Raw genomic sequence first — 24,565 nt, 5'->3', positions numbered from 1 at the left:
CGTGATTGTCGGCCTGTCGGGCCCGAAGTGTCCAGAAGGGCCCCTGAGCCGGGAAAACCCCGTACCGGCCCTGGCGGGTTCGCTGTTACGGTCTGCGGGCTCCGGACCGAGAATCCCCAGGGGGAAACCAGACGTGACCGCGTCCTCTTCGACCGCCCACCACGACCACAGCCCGCACGACCTCGTCATACGCCCGCTCGCCGGCCCCGAGGAACTCGATCTGTTCCTCCGCCTCACCTATTCGCTCGACCACGAGGTCGCCGACGACCTCGCCACCGGCCGCCGCCTGCCCGAGTGGATGTGGGTCGCGCTCGACGGCGACCGGCTCCTCGGCCGGCTGTCCTGGTGGGTGAAGGCTGCCGGCGGCAAGCCGCAGGTGCTCGACTTCTTCGACCTCGCCCCCGAGCTGTCCCCCGAGGCGCGCGCCGAGGTCGGTCTGCGGCTCCTGGAGACCGCGACGGCCGCCGTGATCCCGGCGGGCGAGCAGCGCCCCGAGTTCGAGCGGTACATGCCGGCCGACTGGCGCGAGGTGCCGGAGACCCGGTCCCTCCTGGAGTCCGTCTTCGGCGCCCTGACGGCGACCGGCGCCCGTCCGCTGGTCGAGCGGCTGCGTCTGGAGTGGCGTCCCGGCACCCCCGTACCGGAGCCGAAGGGCCGGCTGGAGTTCCGGCCGGTGCGGGACCGCGAGGACCTGGTCGCGCTGATGACTCCGGTGATGGAGGGCACGCTCGACGCGCACGGCCGGGCCGATCTGGCCTCGGGCATGTCGGCGCGGGAGGCGGCGGAGCTGCACTTCGACGAGGAGTTCGCGCACTACTCCTCGCCGCGCGAGTGGTGGCGGGTCGCCCAGCTGCCGGAGAGCGGCGAGCCGGTCGGTTTCGTCGTCCCCGCGCGCAACAACTACCACCACACGATCGCCTACATCGGCGTCCTCCCGGCGCACCGGGGGCAGGGCTACATCGACGACATCCTGGCGGAGGGGACGCGGGTCCTGGCCGCCGCCGACGTGCCCCGCGTCCGGGCGGCGACGGACCTGGGGAACGTGCCGATGGCGGCGGCGTTCGCCCGTGCGGGCTACGTGAACTTCGAACGCGCGGTCAACTACGTGTGGGACGCGCCGGGCGCGGCGGGGTCCTGACTGCCAGGATGGACCCGGTGGTCCCGGAGGACCGGAGGGCACCGCGGTCGTGACGGCCGCGGTGGCCGCGGTGGCGGGTTCCACCGAGTGGTTGGTCAGGTCGACGAGGGGATATCCGTGCTCTTCGAGGTGTGGGCGCCGCACGCCCGTGACCGGGTGACGCTGGAGCTGAACGGTTCCGGTCACGCCCTGGACCGGGACGCCGAGCGGGCCGGCTGGTGGTCGGGGGTCGTTCCCGCGCAGGACGGCGACCGGTACGGCTTCGCCCTGGACGGCGGGCCCGTCCTGCCGGACCCGCGCGCCCGCCGGCTGCCGGCCGGGCCCGACGGGCTCGCCGCGGTCGTCGACCACTCCGCGTACGCCTGGCTGCACGAGTCCCCCCGGCTGCGGCTGCGCAGCTCGGTCCTGTACGAGCTGCACGTCGGCACCTTCACCCCGGAGGGCACCCTCGACGCGGCGACCGCGCGTCTCGGGGAGCTGGCGGGCCTCGGCGTCACCCATGTGGAGCTGATGCCGCTGTGCCCGTTCCCCGGTGTGCGGGGCTGGGGGTACGACGGGGTGGCGCCGTGGGCGGTGCACGAGCCGTACGGCGGTCCCGAGGCGCTGAAGCGGTTCGTCGACTCGGCGCACGGGCTCGGCATGGGGGTGGTCCTGGACGTGGTCCACAACCACCTGGGCCCCTCGGGCAACCACCTGCCGTCCTTCGGGCCGTACTTCACCGACACCCATCACACCCCGTGGGGCGCGGCGGTGAACCTGGACGCGCCCGGCTCGGACGAGGTCCGGGCGTACTTCCTGGGCAGCGCGCTGGCCTGGCTGCGGGACTACCGGATCGACGGGCTGCGGCTGGACGCGGTGCACGCGCTCGCGGACACCCGCGCGTACACCTTCCTGGAGGAGCTGTCGGCGGCCGTCGACGAGCTGGCGAGGGAGCAGGGCCGCCAGCACTTCCTGATCGCCGAGTCCGACCTCGCGGACCCGCGGACGACCACGCCCAGGGCGCTCGGCGGGATCGGCGTCCACGCCCAGTGGAACGACGACTTCCACCACTCCCTGCACACCGCCCTGACGGGTGAGACGCAGGGCTACTACGCGGACTTCGCCGCCGCCCCGATGGCGGCGCTCGCGAAGACGCTCACGCGGGTGTTCTTCCACGACGGCACGTACTCGGCCTTCCGGGGCCGCCACCACGGGCGCCCGGTGGACCGGGAGCGGACGCCCGCGCACCGCTTCCTCGGCTATGCGCAGACCCACGACCAGATCGGCAACCGGGCGCTGGGTGACCGCCTTTCGGCCTCCCTCTCCCCCGGGCTGCTGGCCTGCGCGGCGGCCCTCGTCCTGACGGGTCCCTCGGTGCCGATGCTGTTCATGGGCGAGGAGTGGGGGGCGACGACGCCCTGGCAGTACTTCACCGACCACACCGATCCGGAGCTGGCGGAGGCCGTACGGCGGGGCAGGCGGCGGGAGTTCGCGGCGCACGGCTGGGACGAGAACGAGGTCCCGGACCCGCAGGAGCCCGCCACCAGGGACCGTTCCGTCCTCGACCGGTCCGAGCGCGAGCAGGACCCGCACAAGCGGCTGCTCGCCTGGTACCGCCGGCTCATCGCCCTGCGCCGCACCCTGCCGGACCTGACGGACCCGGACCTGGCGAGCGTGAAGGTGGCCTTCGACGAGGAGGCCCGCTGGCTGGTCTTCCGGCGCGGGGTGCTGCGGGTGGGCGTGAACCTGGGCACGGAGCCGGCGGTGATCCCGCTCGGCTCCAACGGCCGCGACCGGGTCCTGGCGGCCTGGGAGCCGATCGGGACCCCGGCGGAGGACGGGGTGCTGCGGCTCCCCGGCGAGTCGGCGGTCCTCCTCACGGACGGCTGAACCCGGTACGGGCTACTCCACGATCGCCATCTCGTGCGGGGTGTTGTTGAACCGGCGCCCCGCCCCCTCCTCCGTCGCCGTCACGATGTCCTCGATGCGGACGCCGAACCGGCCCGGGAGGTAGACGCCGGGCTCGATGGAGAAGCACATGCCGGGGACGATCGGGAGCTCCTCGCCCTCGATCATGTAGGGCGGTTCGTGCGTGGTGACGCCGATGCCGTGGCCGGTGCGGTGGATGAAGTACTCGCCGTATCCGGCGTCCTTGATGACCTTGCGGGCCGCCCGGTCGACGTCCTGGCAGGCGACCCCGGGGCGTACCGCCTCGAACCCGGCCTGCTGGGCCTCGCGGACGAGGTCGTGGACGCGCCGCTCCTCGTCGGTGGGTTCGCCGACGTGGACGGTACGGGTGGTGTCGGAGCCGTAGCCGTGCTTGAGGCCGCCGAAGTCGAGGACGACCATGTCGCCGTGCTCGATGACCCGGTCACCGGCCTCGTGGTGCGGGTTGGCGCCGTTGGGGCCGGAGCCGACGACGGTGAAGTCGACCTGGGAGTGCCCGAACTCCATGAGCAGCCGGGCGAGGTCGGCGGCCACGTCGGTCTCCTCGCGGCCGGCGAACCGCACCTTGAGGATCTCGCCGTACGCCTGGTCGGCGGCGGCCCCGGCGGCTGCGATCCTGGCCAGTTCGTGGGCGTCCTTGACGCCCCTGAGCATCGGCAGGGCCTCGGTGAGCGAGACGTACGAGGTGCCGGGCAGGGCCTGCTGGAGGCCGAGGAGGTGCATGGCCCAGGCGTTGTCGCTGACGCCGAAGCGTCCGTCGGCGGCGAGCAGCGGCGCGGCGACGGCGTAGGGGTCCTTGCCGTCGGTCCAGTCGCGCAGGGTGAGCGCGGGGGCCCCGGTGGCCTTCTCGGCGTCGGGGGCCTCCAGGGTGGGGACGACGAGGACCGGTTCCCGGCCGGCGGCGAGGACGAGGACGGTGAGCCGCTCGGTGATCGCCGTGGGCTGGTAGCCGGTGAGGTAGACGAGGTCGGGGCCTGGGGCGACGAGGACGCCGGCGAGCCCGGCGTCGGCGGCGGACTCGGCGGCGCGGGCCATCCGGGCCCGGTAGTCGTCCGCGGTGAAGGGCACGACCTCGTCGGTGGCGTGGCTGCTGGGCATGGGGGGCTTCTCCTCGGCGTCCTCGTCCGGTGCGTCGTACAGCATCCTGCCGGGCGCCGGAGCGGCCCGCGACCGGTCAGCGGCGGTCCGGGCCCTGTGCGATGAGCCGTTCCAGGAGTTCCTGGAAGTCGTCGCCGACGACGATCCGCAGGTCCCCGTGCGCCTCGTCGTGCTCGCTGAGCTGGGTGAGGGTGCCGTCGCGCCACCAGAAGACGTACGGGCTGATGGCGCCCGGCACCTCCTCGTAGCCGGAGGCGGCGAAGGAGGCCATCGCGCCGAGGGCCGGGATGATCGAGGTGTCGCGGATGGGGTGGAAGGCGAGCTGGTGCCGGAAGGGCAGGGCGACGAGGGCGCCGTGCTCGCCGAGCGGCAGGCCGGTGACCCGGCGGACGACGCCGTCGAGGTCGAGGACGCGGCTCGCGGTGTAGAAGGAGTCGCCGAGGATGATCTCGAAGCACATGCCGTCGGCGTCGCGGACGGTCTCGTGCTCCTCGACGGGCAGTCCGCGCAGGTTGCGCAGGGCCCGGTCGCGGAGCTGGGCGTGGTCGCCGAGCCGTTCGAGGGCCTCGTCGGTGAGCATCATGACGCTCTCGGGGAGGTCCAGCGCGAGGATCTCGTACAGGCCGGGGGCGACGGTTCGCGCGTACCCGAAGGCGGCGGCGTCGATGCCGTCGCCGCTGACGACCCGGGGGTAGAGCTGGGCGCGGATCTGCTCGGGCGGCAGGGTGTCGAGCGCGGACGGCCCGTCCATGGCGCGGACGACCAGGCCGATGTGCCGGTGGATCATGCCGGGCCAGACGCGGGGGCCGCGCGGGTCCTGGTGGCAGACGGCGGCGAGGTTGCCGAGGCCGAAACGGCGGCCCTTGTCGTCGATGACGTGGTCGGCGTAGACGGTGACCTCAAGGCCGAGTTCGGCGAAGGTCTCCCGGACCCGGCCGCGGAAGAGCGCGGCCTCGCGCTGCGAGAAGTACGCGAACTCGGGGTCCCTCGGCGCGTCGCCGCCGTCCCGCCTGGGTCCTCGTCGCAGCCACCCCACGCCCGCCCGCCTTCCGTCGCCGTTGCGCACAGGGTAGCGACTACGGGTGTCGGGCCTTGAGCCGTCGGGTGAACTCGGCCACCGGGGTGGCGCGTTCGGGCGGCGGGCCGGTCGGCAGGAGGAGTTCGGTGCGGTGGACGAGGCGGGGTGCGACCAGGGGGACGGCGGACGCTCCGGGGGTGCCGTCCGCGAGGGCCGAGGGGAGCAGCGCGAGGCCGTGCCCGGCGGCGGCCAGGGCGGTGAGGGTGCGGGTGTCGGTGCCCTCGTAGCGCAGGGCGGTACGGAAGCCCCGCCCGGCGGGTCCGCCGTGCACGGCCCGCAGCCGGTCGAGGGGGATGCCTGCGGCGGGCGCGTCGAGCCAGCGGGCGTCGACGAGGTCGTCGAGGCGGAGTCCGGCGCGTCCGGCGAGCGGGTGGTCCTCGGGCAGGACGACGGCGAGTGGTTGCTCGGCGACGGCGGTCGCGGCGAGCGGGGCGATGTCGGGTAGCCGCAGCGGGTCGCTGGGGGCGGCGATGCCGTCGACGAGTCCGGCGTCGGCCTCGCCGGTGGCGACGGCGGCGGGGACCCGCTCGCGGGGCAGCGCGCGCAGGGTGACGCCGGTGGCGGGGAGGGCGGCGAGGGTACGGGGGTGGAGGGCGAGCGGGGAGGCGGCGACGGCCAGGGTGGCGCGGGGCGCGGCGGCGAACCGGTCGAGGTCGGCGCGGGCCGCGTCGAGGCGGAGCAGGAGTGCCCCCGCGTGTTCGAGGAGGCGGGCGCCGGCCGGGGTCGGGGCGACGGGTCTGCGGGTGAGCAGGGGCTGGGCGAGGTCGGTCTCCAGGGCGGCGATGTGCTGGGAGACGGCGGACTGGGTGTAGCCCAGCTCACGTGCGGCCTCGGAGAAGGAGGCGAGCCGGGCGACGGTGACGAAGGTGCGCAGCAGGTGCGGGTCCATGGGGGGCCGGGCTCCTGGTCAGGAGCCGTCGGGGGAGGTGAGGAGGGCGCGGGCGTAGTGGGCGAGGGAGCGGTTGTAGCGGGGCAGGAGGGGGGCGAGGGCGCCGAGGGCGAGGGAGGCCGCTTCGCGGTCGCGGCCGGTGTCGGCGAGGGCGAGGGCGAGGAAGGCGTCGACGGCTCCGGCGAGGGCGGTCTCGTCGGCGTCCAGCCGGTCGGCGGGGAGGGCGCGTTCGGCGGTGAGGAGTTCGACGCTGCGGTCGGGGCGGCCGAGGTTGCGGAGGCTGCTGGCGAGCTGGATGACGGCCCGACGGCGGCGGAGTCCGGTGACGCCGAGGTCGAGGGCGCGCTGGTAGAGCCGGACGGCTTCCACGGGTTCGCCGGTGGAGTCGTGGGCGGCGCCCAGTTCGAAGAGGGCGGCGGGGTCGTCGTCGGGCCGCTCGGCGGCGAGGTCGGCGACGCGGGCGCGGAAGTCGGCGGGCCGGTGGTCGTCGAGCCGCTCCCAGAGGGCGGCGACGCGGGTCTCCCAGTCGTGATCGTTCGTCATGCGGCCACCCTATCCAGCGGGTCATAAGTGTTCTTGATGGACAGTGCAGGGATCATCGTTGGACGTGAAGTGGGGCCGCCGCGAAGGATGGTCCCCATGAACGACACGCACCCCCTCCCCCGTACCCCGCGGATCCCCCGTACTGCCCGGATCGCCCTGGTCGGCGACCGTTCCCCGCACGTCCGCTCCCATGTCCGCGTCCCCGTCCTCCTCGACGGCCTGGCGGAGCGGGACGGCCTCGCGCTCGACGCGTACTGGATCCCGACCGGGGACGCGGCGGCGCCCGGCGCGGTGAAGGGCTTCGACGCGGTGTGGGTGCTGCCGGGGAGCCCGTACGAGAGCGAGACGGGGGCGCTGGCCGCGATCCGCACGGCCCGGGAGGACGGCATTCCCTTCCTCGGCACCTGCGGCGGTTTCCAGCACGCCCTGCTGGAGTTCGCGCGGAACGTCTGCGGTCTGGAGCGGGCCGCGCACGCCGAGAACGATCCGGCCGCGGACCCGGGCGACCTGCTGATCGCGCCGCTGGCCTGCTCGCTGGTGGGCCACGAGGGTGTCGTACGAATCACCCCGGGCTCCCTCGCCGAGCGGGCCCTCGGCGCGGAGCGCACCACCGAGCGCTACCACTGCGACTACGGCCCCGACAGCCGCCACCTCGACACCCTGCGGGGCCACGGGCTGCGGTTCACGGGCGCGGACGAGGAGGGCGGGGTACGGATCGCGGAACTCCCCGGGCACCCCTTCTTCCTGGCGACCCTCTTCCAGCCGGAACTGTCGGGCGACGGCACCCACCCGCACCCACTGGTCCGGGCACTGGCGGTGGCGGCGACGCGGCACGCGGCCGGGGACCCGGTCTAGGGCCTGTCTTCCGGACCGTGCACGGCCGTACGCGCGCGCGTACGGCCGGGCGTCTCAGCGCGCGCGTGCGGCGGCGCGGTTCATCGATGCGGGGATCAGGAGGGCGAGCGCGAGGAGGCCCAGCCCCAGGGAGCAGTAGCCGAGGGCCGGGCCGAGGCCGAGCCGATCCCAGGCCAGGCCGAACAGCAGGGCCGTCCCCGCGCCCGCCAGACCGCCGATGGCGCCGAAGCTGGAGGTGAGCGTGTTCCGCAGCTCGTCCGGGAACCGTTGCTGCTTCAGCGTGTCAAGGACGGTGAAGAGGACGCCACAGGTGAGTTCCGCGATCCCGAATCCCAGGTAGAACAGAACGCCGTCGGTGAGCGAGGCGACACCCATCGAGGCCGCCATCAGAGCCATGAGGACGGCGGCGGCCCTCCCGGTGACCCATGTCTTCAGGTACTTCACCAGCCAGGAGCCGAGAGCCGCCGCCAGGGAGTAGCCGAAGAGCAGGACTCCGAGGAAGCCCAGCGGAACGCCGGCCAGTTCGACGGCCGCCGGCTGCCAGCTCATGATCAGGACCTCGAACACCACCGCCATCAGCGCGTTCAGTGCGAGCAGACCGATCAGCCGCGCGCCGAACGCCCTGCGTACCCCGTCGACGATCTTCCGCTGGACCGAGCTGCCGGCGGCCTTCGCGGACTCCTCCCAGGTCTTCCGGGTCCACAGGGCGAGGAGCAGCATCACCACCCCGCTCACGCCGATGATCAGTTCGGGGGTCGTCGACCTCAGCAGCAGGACCGTGGCGATCGCGCCGGACGCGGACGCGGTCCATCGGGCCACCTGCGCTCCCCGTACGGCGGCGGGGACGCTCTCCCCGTGGCCGCTCTCGTGGAGCCGGTTGACGACGAGGCTGGTCGGCGCGCCGGAGTAGACGGCCATGCCGGCGCCCCACAGGCAGAGGCTCAGTGCCGTGAGGGGGATGCCGGGGGCGAGGCCGTACACCACGAGCGCGGCCCCCCACAAGGTGAGGCCGAGTACGAGCATCTTGCGCTGGCCGTAGCGGTCCCCCCATGCGCCGCTGGGAAGTTCGAGGACGGTGATGGCGATGTTGCTGAGGGCCAGGAGGTAGCCGATGTCCTGCCCGCTGAATCCCCGCTGGGTGAGGACGGCCATGAAGGTGGCGCCGAAGAGGAACTCGACGAGGCCCACCAGGGCACTCAGCAGCCAGAAGCGCCGCAGTACGGTCGTCATGGGGTGCGAAGGACCTCCTCCTCCAGACAGGTGGCCAGGTGCGGCCAGGGCGCTCCGGTCACACCGAATCCGGTCCAGTAGTCATGGTGGTGACGCACCAGCCGGCCCAGCCCGCTGGCGGCGAGTCCGGGAGGGATCGCACGCGCCAGCAGGCGCAGGGAGTGACCGGCGCCCCGGGCGGCCGGTCTGATGCCGCTCATCAGCAGCAGGGTCGCCGTGCGGGAGGCGTCGAGGATTCCCGGGTCGTACCACTCCGCGAGTTCGCCGAAGGCCGCTCGCGGCCAGGACTGTCCGCCCAGTCGCCACCTCAGGTTCTCCACCCCGCTGCCGAGGTCCGTCGCCATGAAGGCGGGCGTGTCGGCGTGCCAGAGGAGGACGGCGTCCCCGATCACCTCGCCGTCGCAGGAGAGGAACAGGGTGATGCCCGCGACCGGTGGCCGGTGCCACACCTCCAGCGCGCCCGTGACCGAGAGCCGCCCGGCGTGGATGCCGATGCGTGACAGCGCGCCTATCCAGTGGTCCATGAGTGCGGCGTGCTCATGGGGGGAGGTGATCCGCTGTACGTAGGAGACGTTCACGAAGGAGGTGAGGAAGCCGTCGAGCAGCCGGCCCTCCGCGTCGCGTTCGCCGGTGAACCTGACGGCGGGCTGCGGCAGGAATCCCTCGCTCCAGCTGTAGGGAAGCCGCGACTTGAGCCAGGGGTCCAGGGCCTGGACCGCCGAGGCGATCAGTTGTGTGTCGCGGTCCCACAGCACCGGCAGGACGGCTCCGTCGGTCAGCAGCCCGGCCTGCCGAAGGGCCCCTCGCAGCCCGTCGGCGATCGCGTGGGGTGAGGCGGTACGGCGAGGGGAGGCGGGGCCGACCCTCCGCCGGGGGTTCATCAAGAGGTCCGTACCGCTGGTGTCGACCGTCCAGCGGGTGCCGAACCGGTCGCGCAGCGAGGCGTGGAGCCGGTCCCGGATGGCGTCCGTCGAAGTGCTGGTCACGGCTCAGGCGGCCTTCTCGGACAGGGAGGAGACCGGCCGCACACCGTTGGCACGCAGGAGTTCGAGCTGCTCCCTGATCCTGGCCGCACCGCGCGTCACGTCGGTCTCGTCGAGCGGCGCCATCGCCAGCCGCTCCACGGCCTTCTCCACGATCAGGTTGGTGCGTAGATCTGCCGTCGGCACCAGCGGCGGTTCGAACTCGCCCTGCCACAGCTTGAGCACCGCGCGGTCGTTGCGGCGGCGTACCAGGTCGAGCGTCCCGGCCTGGAGGGAGCGCGCCTCCTCGCTACTCATGCCCGTGTGCGACCAGGGCGCCTCCGGGTCCTCCGGATCGTCGGTCCTGATCCGCAGCTCGTCCTTGTCCGCCCACAGCGGCATGCTCTCGTCGGTGATGGAGAAGAGATGCAGCATGAAATGGCCGGAGAACTCCTCCACGAGGAAACGGCGGGTGTCCTCGAACTGCTCCGGGGTCTCCCCCGGATATCCGGCCATGAAGAACATCGTGTAATCCATGTCGCTCGCTCCGAGCAGTTCGAACGCCCGTCTGTTCTGCCGGGCGGTGACGCGCTTGCTCATACGGCGCAGCGTCTGCTCGTTCATGGACTCGAATCCGATTTCGAGTCTCGCGCAGTGGGCGCGCTGGAGGGCGTCGACGAATTCAGGGGTGCTGACGACGTTGGCCCGGCTGTAGCACTCCCACGGCAGGCCGAGTGGGGGCAGGATCTCCAACAGCTCGCGCAGCCGGGTGGGCGGGACCGTGAAGGTCGAATCCATCGCCTTGACCAGCGAGCTGCCGTTCTCCTCCGCGTATCCGGCCCAGTCGTTCCTGATCTTCGCCGCCGACTTGTACCGCCATTTCGGCGAAGCGGCGGGAAACGAGCAGAACTTGCAGTCGAAGGGGCATCCCCGCATGGACTCGTACGGCACGATCCGGCGCCGGCCGGGGAAACGCGGGGAGGAATGCCCGTCCAGGTCGATGTAGGCGAGGGCGTTGATCCTGATCCGCTCTCCGTCCCGCCAGACCGCGTTGGGGACCTGCGCGAGGTCGCCGCGGCGCTCCAGCGTGGTCAACAGCGCGGGCAGGGCGAGCTCGCCGTCGCCCCGGACCGTCGCCAGGATCGCCGGATGGTCGTTCATGGCGGCGGCGAACTTGAGGTTGGTGTACTGCCCGCCGCAGATCACCGGGACACCGGGCAGCCTCCCCCGTATCCATGCCATGGCCGTGGCCAGCATCTGCCGGTTCCAGATGTACGTCGTCGACAGCAGCACGACGTCGACGTCCACCGCCGGAGCGACCGCCTCCCCCGACCACACGTCGGCGAGGTCCTGGTGGACGTAGTCGTGTCCGCCGGCCTGGAGTACGGACTCCAGGGTCAGCGTGGTCAGATGCGGGATCGCGTCCCGCCGTGGCCGCAGCAGCGGATAGCGGTGGCCGTCGTGTTCCACCGTCAGCCGCGCGAGCGTCAGATCCGGATGGCCGCTCCGCGCGAGGACGGCTTCGGCGTGCGGGTGGAGTGCCTTGTCGAAGAGCGATCCACGGAGGTAGGAGCTGTTCTTGTGACTCGGGCCGAGGCCGGACAGGAGAAGGGCGCGCAAGACTGGCTCCTTGGGTGGGCTCGTGCCGGGTTCAGGACGGGCGGGTGGCCATCGCCCGGAAGTGGCGGACCGGGTCGAACCTCCGCATGCCGGTCTCCTGTACCTCCTGGGGTCGCAGAAGCACCGCGCGTTCGATGGCGGCGGCCAGTGCGAGCGCGGCCTGGGCGTCGTCCCTCTCGGGGTCGGCGCCCGCGAGAGCGCCGGTGTTCTCGCAGAGCGCGGCTTCGGCGCAGCCGCCCGGGCGCCAGGTCAGGGCGGCGACGGGGGTGCCGGCTCGCAGGGATTCGCCGAAGACGGCCGCGCCGGCCTCGACGTAGGTGCGCGAGCAGGTGTAGACGAAGGCGGCGGCGTCGGACAGCGCCGCGATCTTGGCGGGGCCGGTCAGCTCGCCCAGCCAGTCGACGTGATCCGATCCGAACAGGGCCCGGTGCCGGTCGACGTAGTCCTGGTCGAAGACCGGGCCGACGATCCTGATACGGCGTCCGGCCAGGCGCGCGGCCTCGACGGCGAGGTGCGGCGACTTCTCCTCGTCGATCCTGCCGAGCCAGACGAGGTCGCGCCCGGAGACGGCGGCGGGCTCCTCCTCGTCCGTGCCGAGGTTCACGCTGAGGTCGGCCAGCGGTCCGTGCTCGGCGTACCGGTCCCGCATCTCCTGGGAGTAGCAGTACAGCCGGGCCCGCTCGCCGTCGAAGGTGCCCGGGGCGTGCCGGTCGACCGACGAGTGCTGGAACGTGGCCACGTCGCAGTCCAGTTCGGACCACACCCGCCGCCAGTTCGGCTGGGAGGGGTAGGCGTGTCCCACGAGCAGGAGGTCGTAGCGCGTGGCGCGCAGCTCCTTGAACGCCACGGAGCCCGGCTCGATGTCCTCCAGGCGGGTCGGCCGGAGGTCCCAGGCGTCGCCGAGTCCGGTACGCCACCCGGGGCCGAGGAGGTGCACATCCTCCCCCGCGGCCTTGGCTCCCACGGCCAGCGCCCACAGCCACCGTTCGATCCCGCCGTATCCCCGGGGAGGGAAGGAGTACCGGCTGGGAAAATCACACACGCCGATCAACACGGGCGACCTCCAAGGTCTCGATCGTGGTCCGTCCGCGGCCGCGCCCGTGCCGCAGGGGGAATGTCGTCCTGACCGTCCGGCGCTCAGCTCATCAGGACGCCCGCGCCGATGAACTCGTCGGTGAGGGCGGGGAATCCCGCGAGGATCTCCTCGGTCAGCCGCTGGATCTTGTCGAGCTGGGGGTCCTCCGCGGCGAGCCGCACCAGGACGCGCCATGGCCGGTCGAGCGGCTGTCCGGTGGCGCTGATCAGGTGGACCTCGGCGTACTCGCCGGTCTCCTCGTGGATCCGTTGTGCCAGGCGGGTCGCCGCGACGTTGTAGAGCTTGCCGATGTGGTAGACGGGGTTCTTGCCGTTCGCGCCTTCCATGTTCATCGGGCGTAAGGGCGTGATCAGGCCGTTGACCCTGTTGCCCCTACCGACCACGCCCTCGTCGCCCGATTCGATCGAACTGCCGGTGTAGGTCAGGTACAGCTCGTCCTTCTCCGGGATGTCCCGCGCGTTGAGCCGGAAGGCCACCTCCAGCTGGGGGAGGTGGACCCGGGCCAGTCGGTCGCATTCGGCCAGGACGACGTCCTTGTTGGCGAGGTACTCCGCACGCGTGGCCACGTGCGCCGACTTCTGCGGCACGCAGAGCACCACGTCGGCCCGGTGCTCGTCGGCGTAGCCCATGACCTTGACGTCGGATCCGCACCACGGGTGGGCGGAGGTGAAGTCGCCGGCGCCGGAGAAGGTGTCCGCCAGTACGCGGACGAAGCTCTCGAAGGGGTTCAGCGGAGCCCAGCCGGTGCCCAGCGACGTGTCGTTGGAGAGCCGGACCTTCCGCTCACGGAGGTCCGCGGCCGACTTCGGGGCGAACCACCTGCTCCGCTCGGTCGTACCGGCATCGGTGATCACCGATCCCGGGCTGGCGTTGCCGGTGATGTTGAACTCGATGGCGAGGTGGCCGCCCAGCTCCGGGAGCCGGTGCTCGAAGAACTCCACGACCGCCGTCCCGACGATGTCCTCGACGGGGATGGTCTGCTCTCCGCAGCGGTGGGCCGCACGCCCGTTGACGAGGACCCGGACCGGGTCGAGCATGCGCCCGGCACCGTATCTGACCTCGGAGGATCCGCCCAGCAGGGCGAGCTTGTCGAAGTTGTGGTGCAGCACCACGCCGAACTGCTCCAGGGTGTACCGGCTGTAGCCCTGGGACAGGTGCTCCGCGAGTTGATCCGCGAGGGTGTCGGGATGGCCGAGTCCCTTGCGCTCCACGATGGAGACGGCGCCGGCCGTGGGCACGTTCGTCTGAATGAACATCATGCTCGTGTCGTCGATCGGTATCGCGTGATGCATCGCAACCCCCACCAAGATCGATTTGATCGTTCAAGTTCTAGGCAAACACTCACCGGAACGCACCGTCAAGACGTCGTCGAGCGTCATTTCCCGCCACATAACCGGTCGGCCACCCATCACCGATTCCCTGACACGACCCCCATGGCGGTGGTAGTTCTTTGAGCGTTCATATTCGCGGTCCTAGGAGACAGTGATCCCTCATGCACGATGTGCGTGCCCTGCTCGACCCGGGCAACCAGGCGGTACGGCGACTCGCCCGCCGCAACCACTCACTGGACCTGCCCGGACTGGAATCGCTGCACTCCCGGCTGCTGGACCGGACCCGCGCGGCCGAGTCGCTGCGGTCGGAGGCCAAGGGCCTGGCAAGGGAGGTGCGCGCGAGCGCCGGGGCGGGTGAGGAGGTCTCCGCGGCCAAGGAGCGCGGGCGGCTGCTGAAGCACGAGATCCACCGGATCGAGTCCGAGCGCGACGAGCTGCGCGGAGAGCTGGACGAGCTGCTCCTCGCCCTTCCGAACCTTCCGCTCGACTCCGCCCCCGACGGCGACTCGGACGCGTTCGCCGAGGAGCTGCGCAGGGTCGGGACTCCTCCCGTCTTCTCCTTCGAGCCCACGGACCACGTCGCCCTCGGCGAGCGCATGGGGATCCTGGACTTCGCGAAGGGCACCAGGCTCTCGGGGCCGCGCTTCGTCGTCGCCCGCGATGCGGGTGCGGCACTGGAGCGCGCGCTCGCGGCGCTCTTCCTCGACCTGCACACCACCCGGCACGGCTACGTCGAGTACTCGGTGCCCTTCCTGGTCGATCGCGCGACCATGACCGGAACCGGACAGCTGCCCAAGTTCGCCGACGACCTCTTCGCCACAGCCGTCGGGGACCGCGAACTGTTCCTGGTCCCCACGGCCGAGGTGCCGCTCACCAATCTGTACGCGAACGAGGTCATCCCCCGGGAGGACCTGCCGCTGGCCATGACGGCCCACACACCGTGCTTCCGCTCCGAGGCCGGCTCCTACGGGCGGGACACGCGCGGGCTCATCCGGCTCCATCAGTTCAGCAAGGTCGAGTTGGTCCGCATCTGCGAAGCGGACGACTCGCAGCGCGAACTGGAATCCCTGCTCGCCCATGCGGAAGCCTGCCTCAGGGAACTGGGGCTGGCCTATCGGGTCGTCGCCCTCGCCGCCGGCGACCTCGGCTTCTCGGCTCGCTTCACCTACGACATCGAGGTCTGGATGCCCGGCCAGAACCGCTATCGCGAGATCTCCTCCGTCTCCGACTGCGGCACGTTCCAGAGCCACAGGGCCAATATCCGGACCAGGGACGTCGAGGGCAGGCGCGCGCCCGTGGCCACCCTCAACGGCTCCGGCCTGCCCATCGGCAGAACACTCGCGGCCGTCCTCGAACAGGGCCAGCAGCGGGACGGCTCCGTGGTCCTGCCCGAGGCGCTTCTCCCCTACCTCGGATTCCGCGTCCTCTCCCCGGAGGGGAAACTCCTGAAGTGAGGCGGCAGCCGGTCACCGGAGGGGGCCTGGCCTGAGACGGCCGGGCCGGCCACTCGCCTTCACTCTGACCGGCGGAAGCGTCAACGACTGCACCGGGCCCGACATCCAGCTCGAAAGCGAAATCCGGACCGGCTGGTGATCCCGGGCATCCTGTTCGCGCCGAGGAAACCGGAACAGTCGCTGCTCGCCACCGACCGGGTCAGGTAGTTTTCCAGTAGTGGTCCCGCCAACTTCCGCACGAGTACTGGATCGCCCAGGCCGCCTCGGCCTTGCTCCCGTCCAGGATCGCAAGGCACTTGTTGCTGTTGCGGTTCCTGATGTGGTCGCCACCCGTATTGGCGTCGTAATCCATTTGACGCCAATACTGGTCCGGGTACGGCTTGGGTTGCCCGCACGGGTACTGCGTGATCCAGGCGTAGTCGTCCATGGAAGCACCATCGACCGACAGGCAAAGCCCGCTGTGCCGGTTGACGATCTTGTACCAGGCGCGTCCGCTCGCGTCGGTTTCCACGTACTGCCGGTACCAGTACTGGTCGGCGTAGCCACCGCACGTGAACTGGTTGAGGTACGCGAACTCCGTCGACGCAGCCGGTACGGACAGGCATTTGTCTGAGTTCATGTTCTTCATGATGAAGTCGCCGGGGTCGGCGTGACCGGTGCCCGCCAAGCCGACGACCATAATGACCGAGGCGCATAATGCTCCGGCCAGCTGCCGTAAAGATCTCATGCGTTGCCCTCCGTGAGGATTTTGGCCCCCATAGTGGGGTGGGCGGCTTCAGGTCACAAGAGACCCGATGTCAGATCGAGACGACGAGTGCGCAACTTGTCCAATTCCAGATGTCAATTGGACCGCGTCTGGCTACCCGCTCTTGCCGTCGGCTAGGACCATGTCCTACGTGGTGAGGCGGACGAGTCGCTTGTAGCAGCACAGGGCTGCGGCGAGGCCGAGAAAGGCCAGGTAGTTGTGGCGGTCCCGGGGTGCGGCCGGCCGCATCGGCGCACCGGCCGCAGATCGACCGTAGCCCCAGCTCACCCGGTCGCGGGGTACACGTTCATGTCGATGCCCACCGCGGCGTACTCGTTGATCATGTACGGGCTCGCGCTGTCGTAGAGGCCGCGGTCCTTGCCCGTGAGGGCGTCGAGGATGACGCCTTCGGCGTCGGCGGTGGCGTAGACGGCACCGTGGAAGGCACTCAGCACCTCGGGCTTCTTCCGTGAGGGGTCGTCCTCGGAGATGGTCCAGAGCACCTTGCGGCTCTGGGCGTCGATGCCCCGTGCGGTCTCCTTGGTGTCGCAGACGACCACGGACCGCTGGTCGTGGAAGCAGTGGATGAAGCTGCCGTTCGGTGCGCTGGGGACGCGCTCGCCCGTACGGCTGTCGCGCAGCGTTCCCGCGACGAAGAAGCCGCCTCCCACCTGCTCGACCTCCACGCCGGCGCGGCCCTCCTGCTTCCAGCGCGGGGAGCCGTCCGTGAGCGCCAGGCCCGCGAGGGCGAGGTCCTCCTGCGGGGAGTGCCAGCCGTCGATCGACTGGAAGGTCGCCTCCTTGCTGAGCTGGGCGCCGATGACGACGCCGCCGTCCAGCGCGGCGCCCGCGAAGCCGTCCTTCTGCCAGGTCACCTGGTGGCTCTTCAGGTCGACCGCGTAGGTGGTGGCGCTCTGGCCGCCGTCACTGCCGGCATCGTCCGGGCTGGTGAGGACTCTGACGGCCGCGGTTCCGCCCTCGGCGCCGATCACCGCCGGCTCCAGGTCACTGACGGTCGCCCCCTTCGGCGCGGGCAGCCGGACCGTCCAGGACACCTTGCCGCTGTCCGCGTCGACGGAACGCAGGTAGACGTCGGTCCGGTCGCGCTCGGTGCCGGAGCCCTTCGTGTAGTCGGCGTACGCGAAGAGGACGCCCGTGTGCCCGTCCTGCTGGGCGAGGACCGGGGGGATGGTCTGGTCGTCGCTCGGCACGCGCTCCTTGCCGGTGTACCAGTCCTTGCGGCCGAGGGGGGACGACCAGACCTTCTGCCCGGAGTGGGTGTCGTAGGCGTCGAGGGCCTCGGAGGTCCGGTGGTACAGCCTGGGCCCGTGCAGGGCGAACCCCCAGTCCTTGACGTCCTCGTCCACGGGCAGTGCGATCTCCTTGCCGAACTTCGCCGGAGGATCGAACGCCTTCGGCTTCGCCGCGGCGGGAGGCTTGGCGCCGGAGGCCGCACCTGGGGCCCTGGCGTCCGCGTCCGTCCCGGACGCGTCGTCGGAACAGCCCGCCAAACCGGTCAGCACAGCCACGAGAGCCAGATGCATGACGTGCCGGTGCGTCACTCGCACAGTGATCTCCTCTTTTGGACAACTCGTCGGCAGCCTAGTGGCGTTGTCCTCGCGGCGCGTTCGCTTAGACCGTGCCCTATGAGGTGAGGCGGACGAGTCGTTTGTAGCAGCACAGGCCTGCGGCGAGGCCGAGGAAGGCCAGGTAGTTGCGTGGATGGCGCTCGTAGCGGTGGTTGAGCCGGTGGTATCCGGTCAGCCAGGACATGGTCCGCTCGATGACCCGTCTGCGGCGTCCGAGCCGTTCTGATGACTCGATGCCTTTGCGGGCGATACATACTCCGATGCGTTTGCCGCGGAGCCATTTCCGCAGGTGGGGGATGTCGTAGGCCTTGTCGGCGTGCAGGCGTTGGGGCTTGAAGTGGCGGCCTCGGTGGGGGTCGTGTCTCGTTTGGAGACCCGTGATCATGGGCTTCGGGGCCTGGCTGTCGTGGGTGTTGGCGGCCGAGAGGCCAACAACGAGGGGCAGTCCGTTCGCGTCCGACAGGACGTGCATCTTGGAACCCGCCTTGCCTCGGCCCACGGGGCTCGGGCCGGTGAGGTCGCCCCCCTTTTCGCGCCTCCGCGATCGAGCATCCGCCCGAATGTGGTTCTGCTACGGGGACTTGAAGGGAGGGGACTGTGAGTGCCCGACGCGGACCACGCCTGACCCCAGGCTGTTTGCCTCGGTCATGCCCGCAGATCCTCCGTCACGGGCAGGCACTCGGCGAGCAGGTCGACGACGTCGCGCCAGGCTCGCTGCGCGTGCTGTGGGTGGTAGCCGACGCCGGGGACCGTGGGGTGGTCGACCGGCGGGTGGTGGAAGGCGTGCAAGGCGCCGCCGTAGACCGTGAGGCGCCAGTCGACGCCTGCGGCCTGCATCTCGGCGGTGAACGCGTTCCGTTGTACCGACGACATGATCGGGTCTTCCGAGCCGACGCCGGCCCACACCGGGCAGCGAATGCGCGCTGCCTCGCCAGGTCGGCCCGTGGTGGTTGCGTTGACTGTCCCGATCGCGCGCAGGTTGACGCCGTCGCGCCCGAGTTCCAGCCCGACGGCGCCTCCGGTGCCGTAGCCGATGGCGGCGATCCGGTCGGGGTCGGTCCGAGGTTCGGTGCGCAACACGTCGAGTGCCGCATGGCCGATGGCCCGCATCCGGTCGGGATCAGAGAGCAGGGGCATGCAACGGGCCAGCATCTCCTCGGGGTCGCCCAAATAGCGCCCGCCGTGAAGGTCGAAGGCCAGCGCTACGTATCCCAGCTCGGCGAGAGCATCGGCCCGGCGGCGCTCGACGTCGCTGAGCCCCGTGCCCTCCGGTCCGAGCAGCACCGCGGGTCGGCGGTCGATACCGGCCGGGAGCGCGAGGTGCCCGGCCATCGTCAGACCGTCGGCCGGGTACTCGACCGTACGCGTCGTGATCGTCGTCATGGGACTGGACTGTAGTGATCGTCCAGCCCGGTCCGGCCGGTGTTCTGCCGCCGGCAGAACCGTGCGCGTGTCCCTCTGACATAAGGGGGCCGAGCGCTCAGGGCTTCGAGATCATCTCGTTGCCCCTTGGGCGCGTACCTCGGTCACACCCCGACCTCGCCCTCACCGGATGGGCCCACAGGCCACTGCGGCCGACCTCGCCCGAGGCGACTCGTAGATCCTTTACGGGACAGCCCATAGGGCCAGGCGTCGCGGGGCATAAGGGAGTTCGACGACAGGCCCTAGAGGCGTGTCGCGGTGCGGATGAGGTCGGCGACGGCTGTGGATCTGCTGTGGGGTGGCCAGGCGATGACGGTCGTGACAGCCGGTGCGTCCGGCACTGGCACCGTCGCGTGATCGTCGCGCAGGTGGGCTCGGAGGGACTCGGGCACGACCGCGCAGGCCCGTCCGAGCGCGATCAGCTGGAACAGCTGGGTGTGGTCGCGCACCCGCGGGCCAGGTCCGTCCTGATAGCCCCCGCCCCGTCGGGGCCAGCGTGGCAGGGGCAGGTCCGTCAGGGTGGTGACCTCGGCCATCGACATATGGGGCCGGTCGGCCAAGGGGTGCCCCGCGGGCAGGACCACGACCTGCTGTTCGGTGTGCAGGTCCTCGGTGTCGAGTCCGGCCGTCGTGTCGAAGGGCCGCTGGAGCAGAGCGACGTCGGCACGCCCGTCGCGCAGCAGCCTCTCCTGCTCGCCGGGCCCGCACAGCGTCACCTCGACGGCGACCGCGCCGGGCTCGGCGGCGTAGGCGTCCAGCAGCTTCGACAACAGTTCGCTGGACGCTCCGGCTTTCGTGGCCAGCACCACACCGTGCGGTTCGGCAGCCGCGCGGCGAGTGCGGCGCCCGGCGGCTTCGACCGCGTCGAGTGCGGCCCGGGCCTCCCGCAGAAGCACCGACCCGGCCTCGGTCAGGGCGACCGCGCGAGCAGTACGGTGCAGCAGAACCACTCCGAGCCGCCGCTCAAGCTGCTGGATCGCCCGCGACAGCGGTGGTTGCGCCATGGCGAGCCGCTGCGCCGCCCGCCCGAAGTGCAACTCCTCCGCGACGGCGACGAAGTATCGCAACTCCCGTGTCTCCACCGCGGCATCGTATCCGGCGCTCACCACGACCGATATCCGTGCGGTATCGCCGCCCACCCAGTCGGTCTTGGACGTCCCACCCGAGTCCGCACCACGCTTGATGACATGAGTGAACAGACGATCGCGCTGGTGACCGGTGCGAACAAAGGAATCGGATACGAGATCGCGGCGGGCCTGGGCGCCCTCGGCTGGCGAATCGGCGTGGGCGCGCGGGATCGACAGCGCCGCGACACCGCGGTGGAGAAGCTGCGGGCGGCCGGGACCGACGCGTTCGGCGTTCCGCTCGACGTGGCGGACGACGCGAGTGTGGCCGCCGCGGCCGAGCTGATCGCCGACCGCGCCGGAGGGCTCGACGTCCTGGTCAACAACGCCGCGATCACCGGCGGTATGCCGCAGACGCCCACCACGGTCGATCCCGCGACCGTACGAGTCGTCGTGGAAACCAACGTGATCGGGGTCATCCGCGTCACCAACGCGATGCTGCCCATGCTGCGCGGCTCGGCATCGCCGCGGATCGTGAACATGTCCAGCAGCGTCGGCTCGCTCATCCTGCAGACCACCCCCGGCATCGACATGGGCCCGGTTCCCGCCGCGTACTTGGCGTCCGAGACCTTCCTCAACGCCGTCACCGTCCAATATGCCAAGGAACTGAGCGGCACCGACATCCTGATCAACTCCGGCTGTCCCGGCTTCACCGCCACCGACCTCAACGGCTTCCAGGGCGTCCGCACTCCCCACCAGGGCGCGGCGATCGCGATTCACCTCGCGACCCTGCCCGACGACGGACCGACCGGCGGATTCTTCGACGACGGTGGACCGGTGCCCTGGTGACAGGCTCACCGGCCTCTGGTGGTCCATCCGGTGCGCCGCGGCCGGCCTGCCGGGCGGCCTGGAGTTCGCGACAGATCTCGAACGTCAGCCGGAGTACGGGGACATCGTCACGACCAGCTGGGCGCGGTCCCTGCCGTGGGCGATCAGGCGGGCGTTCGCCTCGTCGGAGTCGTGGACCCAGCGTTCCGCGTGGGCGCGGTCCTTGCCGAAGCGGATGTGGCGTTCGACGAGCCGGGGGACGCGGTGGCGGGCGTCCAGGTCCAGGTACCAGGCCTCGTCCAGGAGGGGCAGTACGGCGGCCCAGGCGCCCTCGTCGTGCAGCAGGTAGTTGCCCTCGGTGACGATCAGCGGGACCTCGGGCCCGACCGGTATCGCCCCGGCGATCGGTTCCTCCAGGGTGCGGTCGAAGGCCGGCGCGTAGACGGTGGTGCCGGGTTCGGGGGCGCGCAGGCGGGCGAGGAGGGCCGCGTATCCGGCGGCGTCGAAGGTGTCGGGGGCGCCCTTCCTGCCGGCCCGGCCGAGGCGTTCGAGTTCGGCTTGCGCGAGGTGGAAGCCGTCCATGGGGACGAGGACCGCCAGCCCGTCGAGGCGGTCGACGAGCCGCTCGGCGAGCGTGGACTTCCCGGCGCCGGGAGCGCCCGCGAGCCCCAGGACCCGACGCCTCACGGGCGCCCGCCCGGCGCGAGCCGCCCGTACCCCGTCCGGCTCCACGAGGGCTCGCGCCCGGGCCGCCAGACGCTCGAATTGTTTCGGGTCCATGTCGGGCATTCTCGCACCGGGCGTGCCGGTTGACGCGGGTAGATTCCCCCGTATTACGTTGGCTCCCATGCCGTCCATCGCACTCGTCACCCTCGTCGTCCGTGACTACGACGAGGCCGTCGCCTTCTACACCGACGCCCTCGGCTTCGACCTGGTCGAGGACACCGACCGGGGCAGCGGCAACCGCTGGGTCGTGGTCCGTCCGCCCGGCGCCGCCGGGGTCGGCGGCCTCGGGAACGCGGGCCTCCTCCTGGCCCGCGCCAAGAACGAGTCCGAGCAGGCCGCCGTCGGCAACCAGACCGGCGGCCGGGTCGGCTTCTTCCTGCACACCGACGACTTCGCCCGCGACCACGCCCGGATGGCGGCGGCGGGCGTGAAGTTCCTGGAGGAGCCGCGCCACGAGCCGTACGGCTCCGTCGCCGTCTTCGAGGACCTGTACGGCAACCGCTGGGACCTGCTCCAGCCGGCCGCGTAGTCACCGCCCAGCCGGCCGACCGAGCCACCGGTCAACCGGCCGTACGGCCACCGGTTAATTCGCTGTCGTCCGCGCGGCTGCGCTCCCTACACTCGCGGCACGGCGCACCGACCGGTGTGCCGTGCCGCGAGTGACTACCGAGGAGAGCCGACCGTGCGTACGCGCCGCTTCGACGTGATCCTCGCCTCTCGCCCCGGCCGGTGGCGGCTGCGCGCCCGCCATCGCCGACCCGTGACGTAACGCCTCCGAGCGCCGTCCGGGCATCGCGCTGCCATGTTCTCCACGCAGCAGCGAAAGGCACGACACCGTGCGTACCCAGCCCCAGACCCTCACCGCCCGCGTCCGCAACCTCGGCATCCTCGCCCACGTCGACGCGGGCAAGACCACCGTCACCGAGCGGTTCCTGTACCTCACCGGCGCCACCCACAAGCGCGGCGAGGTCCACGACGGCACCACCGTCACGGACTTCGACCCGCAGGAGCGCGACCGGGGCATCACGATCTTCGCCGCGGCGGTCAGCTGCGACTGGGCGGGGCACCGGATCAACCTGATCGACACGCCCGGTCACGTCGACTTCTCCGACGAGGTCGAGCGTTCGCTGCGCGTCCTGGACGGCGCCGTCGCCGTCTTCGACGCCGTCGCGGGCGTCGAGCCGCAGAGCGAGACGGTGTGGCGGCAGGCCGACCGGCACGGCGTCCCGCGCATCGCGTTCGTCAACAAGCTGGACCGCGCGGGCGCCGATCTCGACGCCGCCGTGGAGTCGATCCGTACCCGCCTGGGCACGGTCCCGCTCCCCGTCCAGCTGCCCATCGGCCGCGAGGACGGCTTCACGGGCGTCGTGGACCTGGTCAGGATGCGGGCGTACGTGTGGGCCGAAGGCGCCGACACGTACACCGACGAGCCGGTCCCGGACGTACTCCTGGACGAGGCCCGGCGCCGCAGGCGGCGTCTGGAGGAGTCGGTGGCGGAGCTGCATCCCGGCGCCCTCGACGAGTTCTGCGCGCTCGCGGAGCTCTCCGGGGGGACGCTGGCGGGCGCGCTCCGCGACCTCACCCTGAGCGGTGACGCGGTGGTCGTGCTGTGCGGTTCGGCGTACCGCAACCGGGGTGTCGAGCCGCTGCTCGACGCCGTCGTCGCCTACCTCCCGGCCCCGTCGGACATGCCTCCGGTACGCGGGGAGGTCCCGGCGGACCCGGCGGCGCCGTTCACCGCGCTCGCGTTCAAGGTGAGCGCGACCGCCACCGGCCGTATGACCTACGTCCGCGTCTACGCGGGCACGATCGGAAAGGGGGACACCGTGCTCGACACGACCGCCGGGCGCACCGAGCGGATCGCCCGCATCCTGCGGGTCCAGGCCGACCGGGCGACCGAGGTGGACGTGGCGCGCGCCGGGGACATCGTCGCCGTCGTCGGGCCGAAGTCCGCCCGCGCCGGGGCGACCCTGTGCGCCCCGGACGCGCCGGTCGTCCTCGAACCGCCGACGACCGCCGACCCGGTGGTCTCGGTCTCCGTGGAGGCCCGCAGGAGTGCGGACACCGGCCGGCTCGCGACGGCGCTCGCCCGGCTGTCCGAGGAGGACCCCTCGCTCGTCGTGCGGTCCGACCCGGAGACGGGCCAGACCGTCCTTTCGGGGCTCGGGGAACTGCACCTGGAGGTCGCGGTGGAGAAGCTGCGCCGCGACCGGGGCCTTGAGGTGACGGTCGGGCGTCCCCGGGTCGCGTACCGGGAGACGGTGGCGAAGGGCGTCACCGGGCTGCTCCACCGTCATGTGAAACAGGACGGCGGCGCTGGCCAGTTCGCCCATGTCGTCATCGACGTCGAACCCCTCGGCGAGGAAGAGGAGTTCGCGTTCCGCTCCACCGTCACGGGCGGCCGGGTCCCGCAGGAGTACGTCCGCGCGGTCGAGGCCGGCTGCCGTGACGCGCTCGTCGAGGGCCCGCTCGGCGGGCACCCGGTGACGGGTGTCCGGGTCACGCTCACGGACGGCGCCACGCATCCGAAGGACTCCTCGGAGATGGCGTTCCGCACGGCGGGTCGCTTCGCCCTGCGCGAGGCGCTCCGCGCGAGCGTGATGACGCTCCTGGAGCCGGTGGCCGACGTCACGGTCACCGTCCCCGCGGAGTCCGTCGGCGCGGTCCTCGGGGACCTCGCGGCCCGCCGGGGCCGGGTCACGGACCAGACGAACCGCTCAGGTACGGCGGTGGTGGAGGCGACGGTGCCGCTGGCCGAACTCTTCGGCTACGCGTCCCGGCTGCGCGGCCGTACGCAGGGCCGGGGCACGTTCACCACCCGCCCGGCGGGTTACGTCCCCGCCCCGCAGGGCCGGACGGAGTGAACGGAGGTGTCCGGGCCGCGGTGACCCCGCGGCCCGGACACCGGGCCGGCGCGATCAGGCCGTGGCACACGTCACCGAGGCCAACGCCCGCAGCAGGGCGTTAGGTT

The 24,565-nt window shown here is 71.6% G+C and carries 21 protein-coding genes and 1 pseudogene; 7 read left to right on the top strand and 15 right to left on the bottom strand.

Annotated elements, in window-relative coordinates; translation table 11 throughout:
* Positions 1–133 precede the first annotated feature (133 nt).
* Positions 134–1,138, top strand: coding sequence for a GNAT family N-acetyltransferase (locus V4Y03_RS26945; RefSeq protein ID WP_332436570.1), 1,005 nt, complete (start codon positions 134–136; stop codon positions 1,136–1,138).
* A 117-nt stretch (positions 1,139–1,255) separates the two neighbouring features.
* Entirely contained in the window at positions 1,256–3,007 is a 1,752-nt protein-coding gene (treZ, locus tag V4Y03_RS26940; RefSeq protein WP_332437270.1) for a malto-oligosyltrehalose trehalohydrolase, read from the top strand.
* Positions 3,008–3,019: 12 nt separating this feature from the next.
* Here the strand turns inward: treZ and V4Y03_RS26935 are convergent, their stop codons facing one another.
* The 4 genes from V4Y03_RS26935 to V4Y03_RS26920 form a co-directional block, all read right to left on the bottom strand.
* Complete coding sequence (locus V4Y03_RS26935) at positions 3,020–4,162, bottom strand: aminopeptidase P family protein (protein ID WP_317877816.1); 1,143 nt, start codon at positions 4,160–4,162, stop codon at positions 3,020–3,022.
* A 76-nt stretch (positions 4,163–4,238) separates the two neighbouring features.
* Positions 4,239–5,198, bottom strand: coding sequence for a hypothetical protein (locus V4Y03_RS26930; protein WP_317877817.1), 960 nt, complete (start codon positions 5,196–5,198; stop codon positions 4,239–4,241).
* Positions 5,199–5,238: 40 nt separating this feature from the next.
* On the bottom strand, positions 5,239–6,129 hold the full coding sequence (locus tag V4Y03_RS26925; RefSeq protein WP_332436569.1) for a LysR family transcriptional regulator: 891 nt from the start codon (positions 6,127–6,129) through the stop codon (positions 5,239–5,241).
* An 18-nt stretch (positions 6,130–6,147) separates the two neighbouring features.
* On the bottom strand, positions 6,148–6,672 hold the full coding sequence (locus tag V4Y03_RS26920) for a tetratricopeptide repeat protein (protein ID WP_317874616.1): 525 nt from the start codon (positions 6,670–6,672) through the stop codon (positions 6,148–6,150).
* A gap of 96 nt (positions 6,673–6,768) precedes the next feature.
* Here V4Y03_RS26920 and V4Y03_RS26915 point away from each other — a divergent pair, with 96 nt between their 5' ends.
* Positions 6,769–7,527, top strand: coding sequence for a CTP synthase C-terminal region-related (seleno)protein (locus V4Y03_RS26915; protein WP_332436568.1), 759 nt, complete (start codon positions 6,769–6,771; stop codon positions 7,525–7,527).
* A gap of 54 nt (positions 7,528–7,581) precedes the next feature.
* Here V4Y03_RS26915 and V4Y03_RS26910 read toward each other — a convergent pair whose 3' ends face one another.
* The 5 genes from V4Y03_RS26910 to V4Y03_RS26890 all read right to left on the bottom strand — a co-directional run bounded on the left by V4Y03_RS26910 (position 7,582) and on the right by V4Y03_RS26890 (position 13,694).
* Positions 7,582–8,757 carry an MFS transporter gene (locus V4Y03_RS26910; protein ID WP_317874618.1) on the bottom strand — a complete coding sequence of 392 codons (1,176 nt, stop codon included), beginning with the start codon at positions 8,755–8,757 and terminating at the stop codon, positions 7,582–7,584.
* Positions 8,754–9,743: a hypothetical protein gene (locus V4Y03_RS26905; RefSeq protein WP_332436567.1), complete on the bottom strand. Its 990-nt coding sequence runs from the start codon at positions 9,741–9,743 to the stop codon at positions 8,754–8,756. Before V4Y03_RS26905 ends, V4Y03_RS26910 begins: the two co-directional genes overlap by 4 nt.
* Before the next feature lie 3 nt (positions 9,744–9,746).
* Positions 9,747–11,339 (bottom strand): B12-binding domain-containing radical SAM protein, encoded by a 1,593-nt coding sequence (locus V4Y03_RS26900; protein ID WP_332436566.1) that lies wholly within the window; start codon positions 11,337–11,339, stop codon positions 9,747–9,749.
* 31 nt (positions 11,340–11,370) lie between these two features.
* Complete coding sequence (locus V4Y03_RS26895; protein ID WP_332436565.1) at positions 11,371–12,303, bottom strand: glycosyltransferase; 933 nt, start codon at positions 12,301–12,303, stop codon at positions 11,371–11,373.
* A gap of 173 nt (positions 12,304–12,476) precedes the next feature.
* On the bottom strand, positions 12,477–13,694 hold the full coding sequence (locus V4Y03_RS26890; protein ID WP_332436564.1) for a methionine adenosyltransferase: 1,218 nt from the start codon (positions 13,692–13,694) through the stop codon (positions 12,477–12,479).
* 233 nt (positions 13,695–13,927) lie between these two features.
* Here V4Y03_RS26890 and serS point away from each other — a divergent pair, with 233 nt between their 5' ends.
* Positions 13,928–15,220, top strand: a complete 1,293-nt coding sequence (serS, locus tag V4Y03_RS26885) for a serine--tRNA ligase (protein ID WP_332436563.1) — start codon at positions 13,928–13,930, stop codon at positions 15,218–15,220.
* 199 nt (positions 15,221–15,419) lie between these two features.
* Here serS and V4Y03_RS26880 read toward each other — a convergent pair whose 3' ends face one another.
* The 5 genes and pseudogenes from V4Y03_RS26880 to V4Y03_RS26860 all read right to left on the bottom strand — a co-directional run bounded on the left by V4Y03_RS26880 (position 15,420) and on the right by V4Y03_RS26860 (position 20,058).
* Positions 15,420–15,887 carry an RICIN domain-containing protein gene (locus tag V4Y03_RS26880; RefSeq protein ID WP_332436562.1) on the bottom strand — a complete coding sequence of 156 codons (468 nt, stop codon included), beginning with the start codon at positions 15,885–15,887 and terminating at the stop codon, positions 15,420–15,422.
* A 362-nt stretch (positions 15,888–16,249) separates the two neighbouring features.
* Positions 16,250–17,533 carry a hypothetical protein gene (locus V4Y03_RS26875; protein WP_332436561.1) on the bottom strand — a complete coding sequence of 428 codons (1,284 nt, stop codon included), beginning with the start codon at positions 17,531–17,533 and terminating at the stop codon, positions 16,250–16,252.
* Between the two features lie 76 nt (positions 17,534–17,609).
* Positions 17,610–18,092, bottom strand: a pseudogene (locus V4Y03_RS26870) (IS5 family transposase); the annotation flags it as partial.
* Between the two features lie 107 nt (positions 18,093–18,199).
* Positions 18,200–18,937: a dienelactone hydrolase family protein gene (locus V4Y03_RS26865; protein WP_332436560.1), complete on the bottom strand. Its 738-nt coding sequence runs from the start codon at positions 18,935–18,937 to the stop codon at positions 18,200–18,202.
* 281 nt (positions 18,938–19,218) lie between these two features.
* Positions 19,219–20,058, bottom strand: coding sequence for a LysR family transcriptional regulator (locus tag V4Y03_RS26860; RefSeq protein WP_332436559.1), 840 nt, complete (start codon positions 20,056–20,058; stop codon positions 19,219–19,221).
* 105 nt (positions 20,059–20,163) lie between these two features.
* Here V4Y03_RS26860 and V4Y03_RS26855 point away from each other — a divergent pair, with 105 nt between their 5' ends.
* Positions 20,164–20,889, top strand: coding sequence for an SDR family NAD(P)-dependent oxidoreductase (locus V4Y03_RS26855; protein WP_332436558.1), 726 nt, complete (start codon positions 20,164–20,166; stop codon positions 20,887–20,889).
* A gap of 84 nt (positions 20,890–20,973) precedes the next feature.
* Here V4Y03_RS26855 and V4Y03_RS26850 read toward each other — a convergent pair whose 3' ends face one another.
* Positions 20,974–21,648: a nucleoside/nucleotide kinase family protein gene (locus V4Y03_RS26850; protein WP_332436557.1), complete on the bottom strand. Its 675-nt coding sequence runs from the start codon at positions 21,646–21,648 to the stop codon at positions 20,974–20,976.
* Between the two features lie 67 nt (positions 21,649–21,715).
* Here V4Y03_RS26850 and V4Y03_RS26845 point away from each other — a divergent pair, with 67 nt between their 5' ends.
* Both V4Y03_RS26845 and fusA read left to right on the top strand, forming a co-directional pair.
* Positions 21,716–22,123: a VOC family protein gene (locus V4Y03_RS26845; protein ID WP_332436556.1), complete on the top strand. Its 408-nt coding sequence runs from the start codon at positions 21,716–21,718 to the stop codon at positions 22,121–22,123.
* 307 nt (positions 22,124–22,430) lie between these two features.
* Positions 22,431–24,458 carry an elongation factor G gene (gene fusA, locus V4Y03_RS26840; protein ID WP_332436555.1) on the top strand — a complete coding sequence of 676 codons (2,028 nt, stop codon included), beginning with the start codon at positions 22,431–22,433 and terminating at the stop codon, positions 24,456–24,458.
* Positions 24,459–24,565: the final 107 nt, after the last annotated feature.

Source organism: Streptomyces sp. P9-A4, assembly GCF_036634195.1.
Classification (GTDB): domain Bacteria; phylum Actinomycetota; class Actinomycetes; order Streptomycetales; family Streptomycetaceae; genus Streptomyces.
The sequence above is the reverse complement of the archived record's forward strand: the minus strand, read 5'-3'. Positions and strand labels throughout refer to the sequence as shown.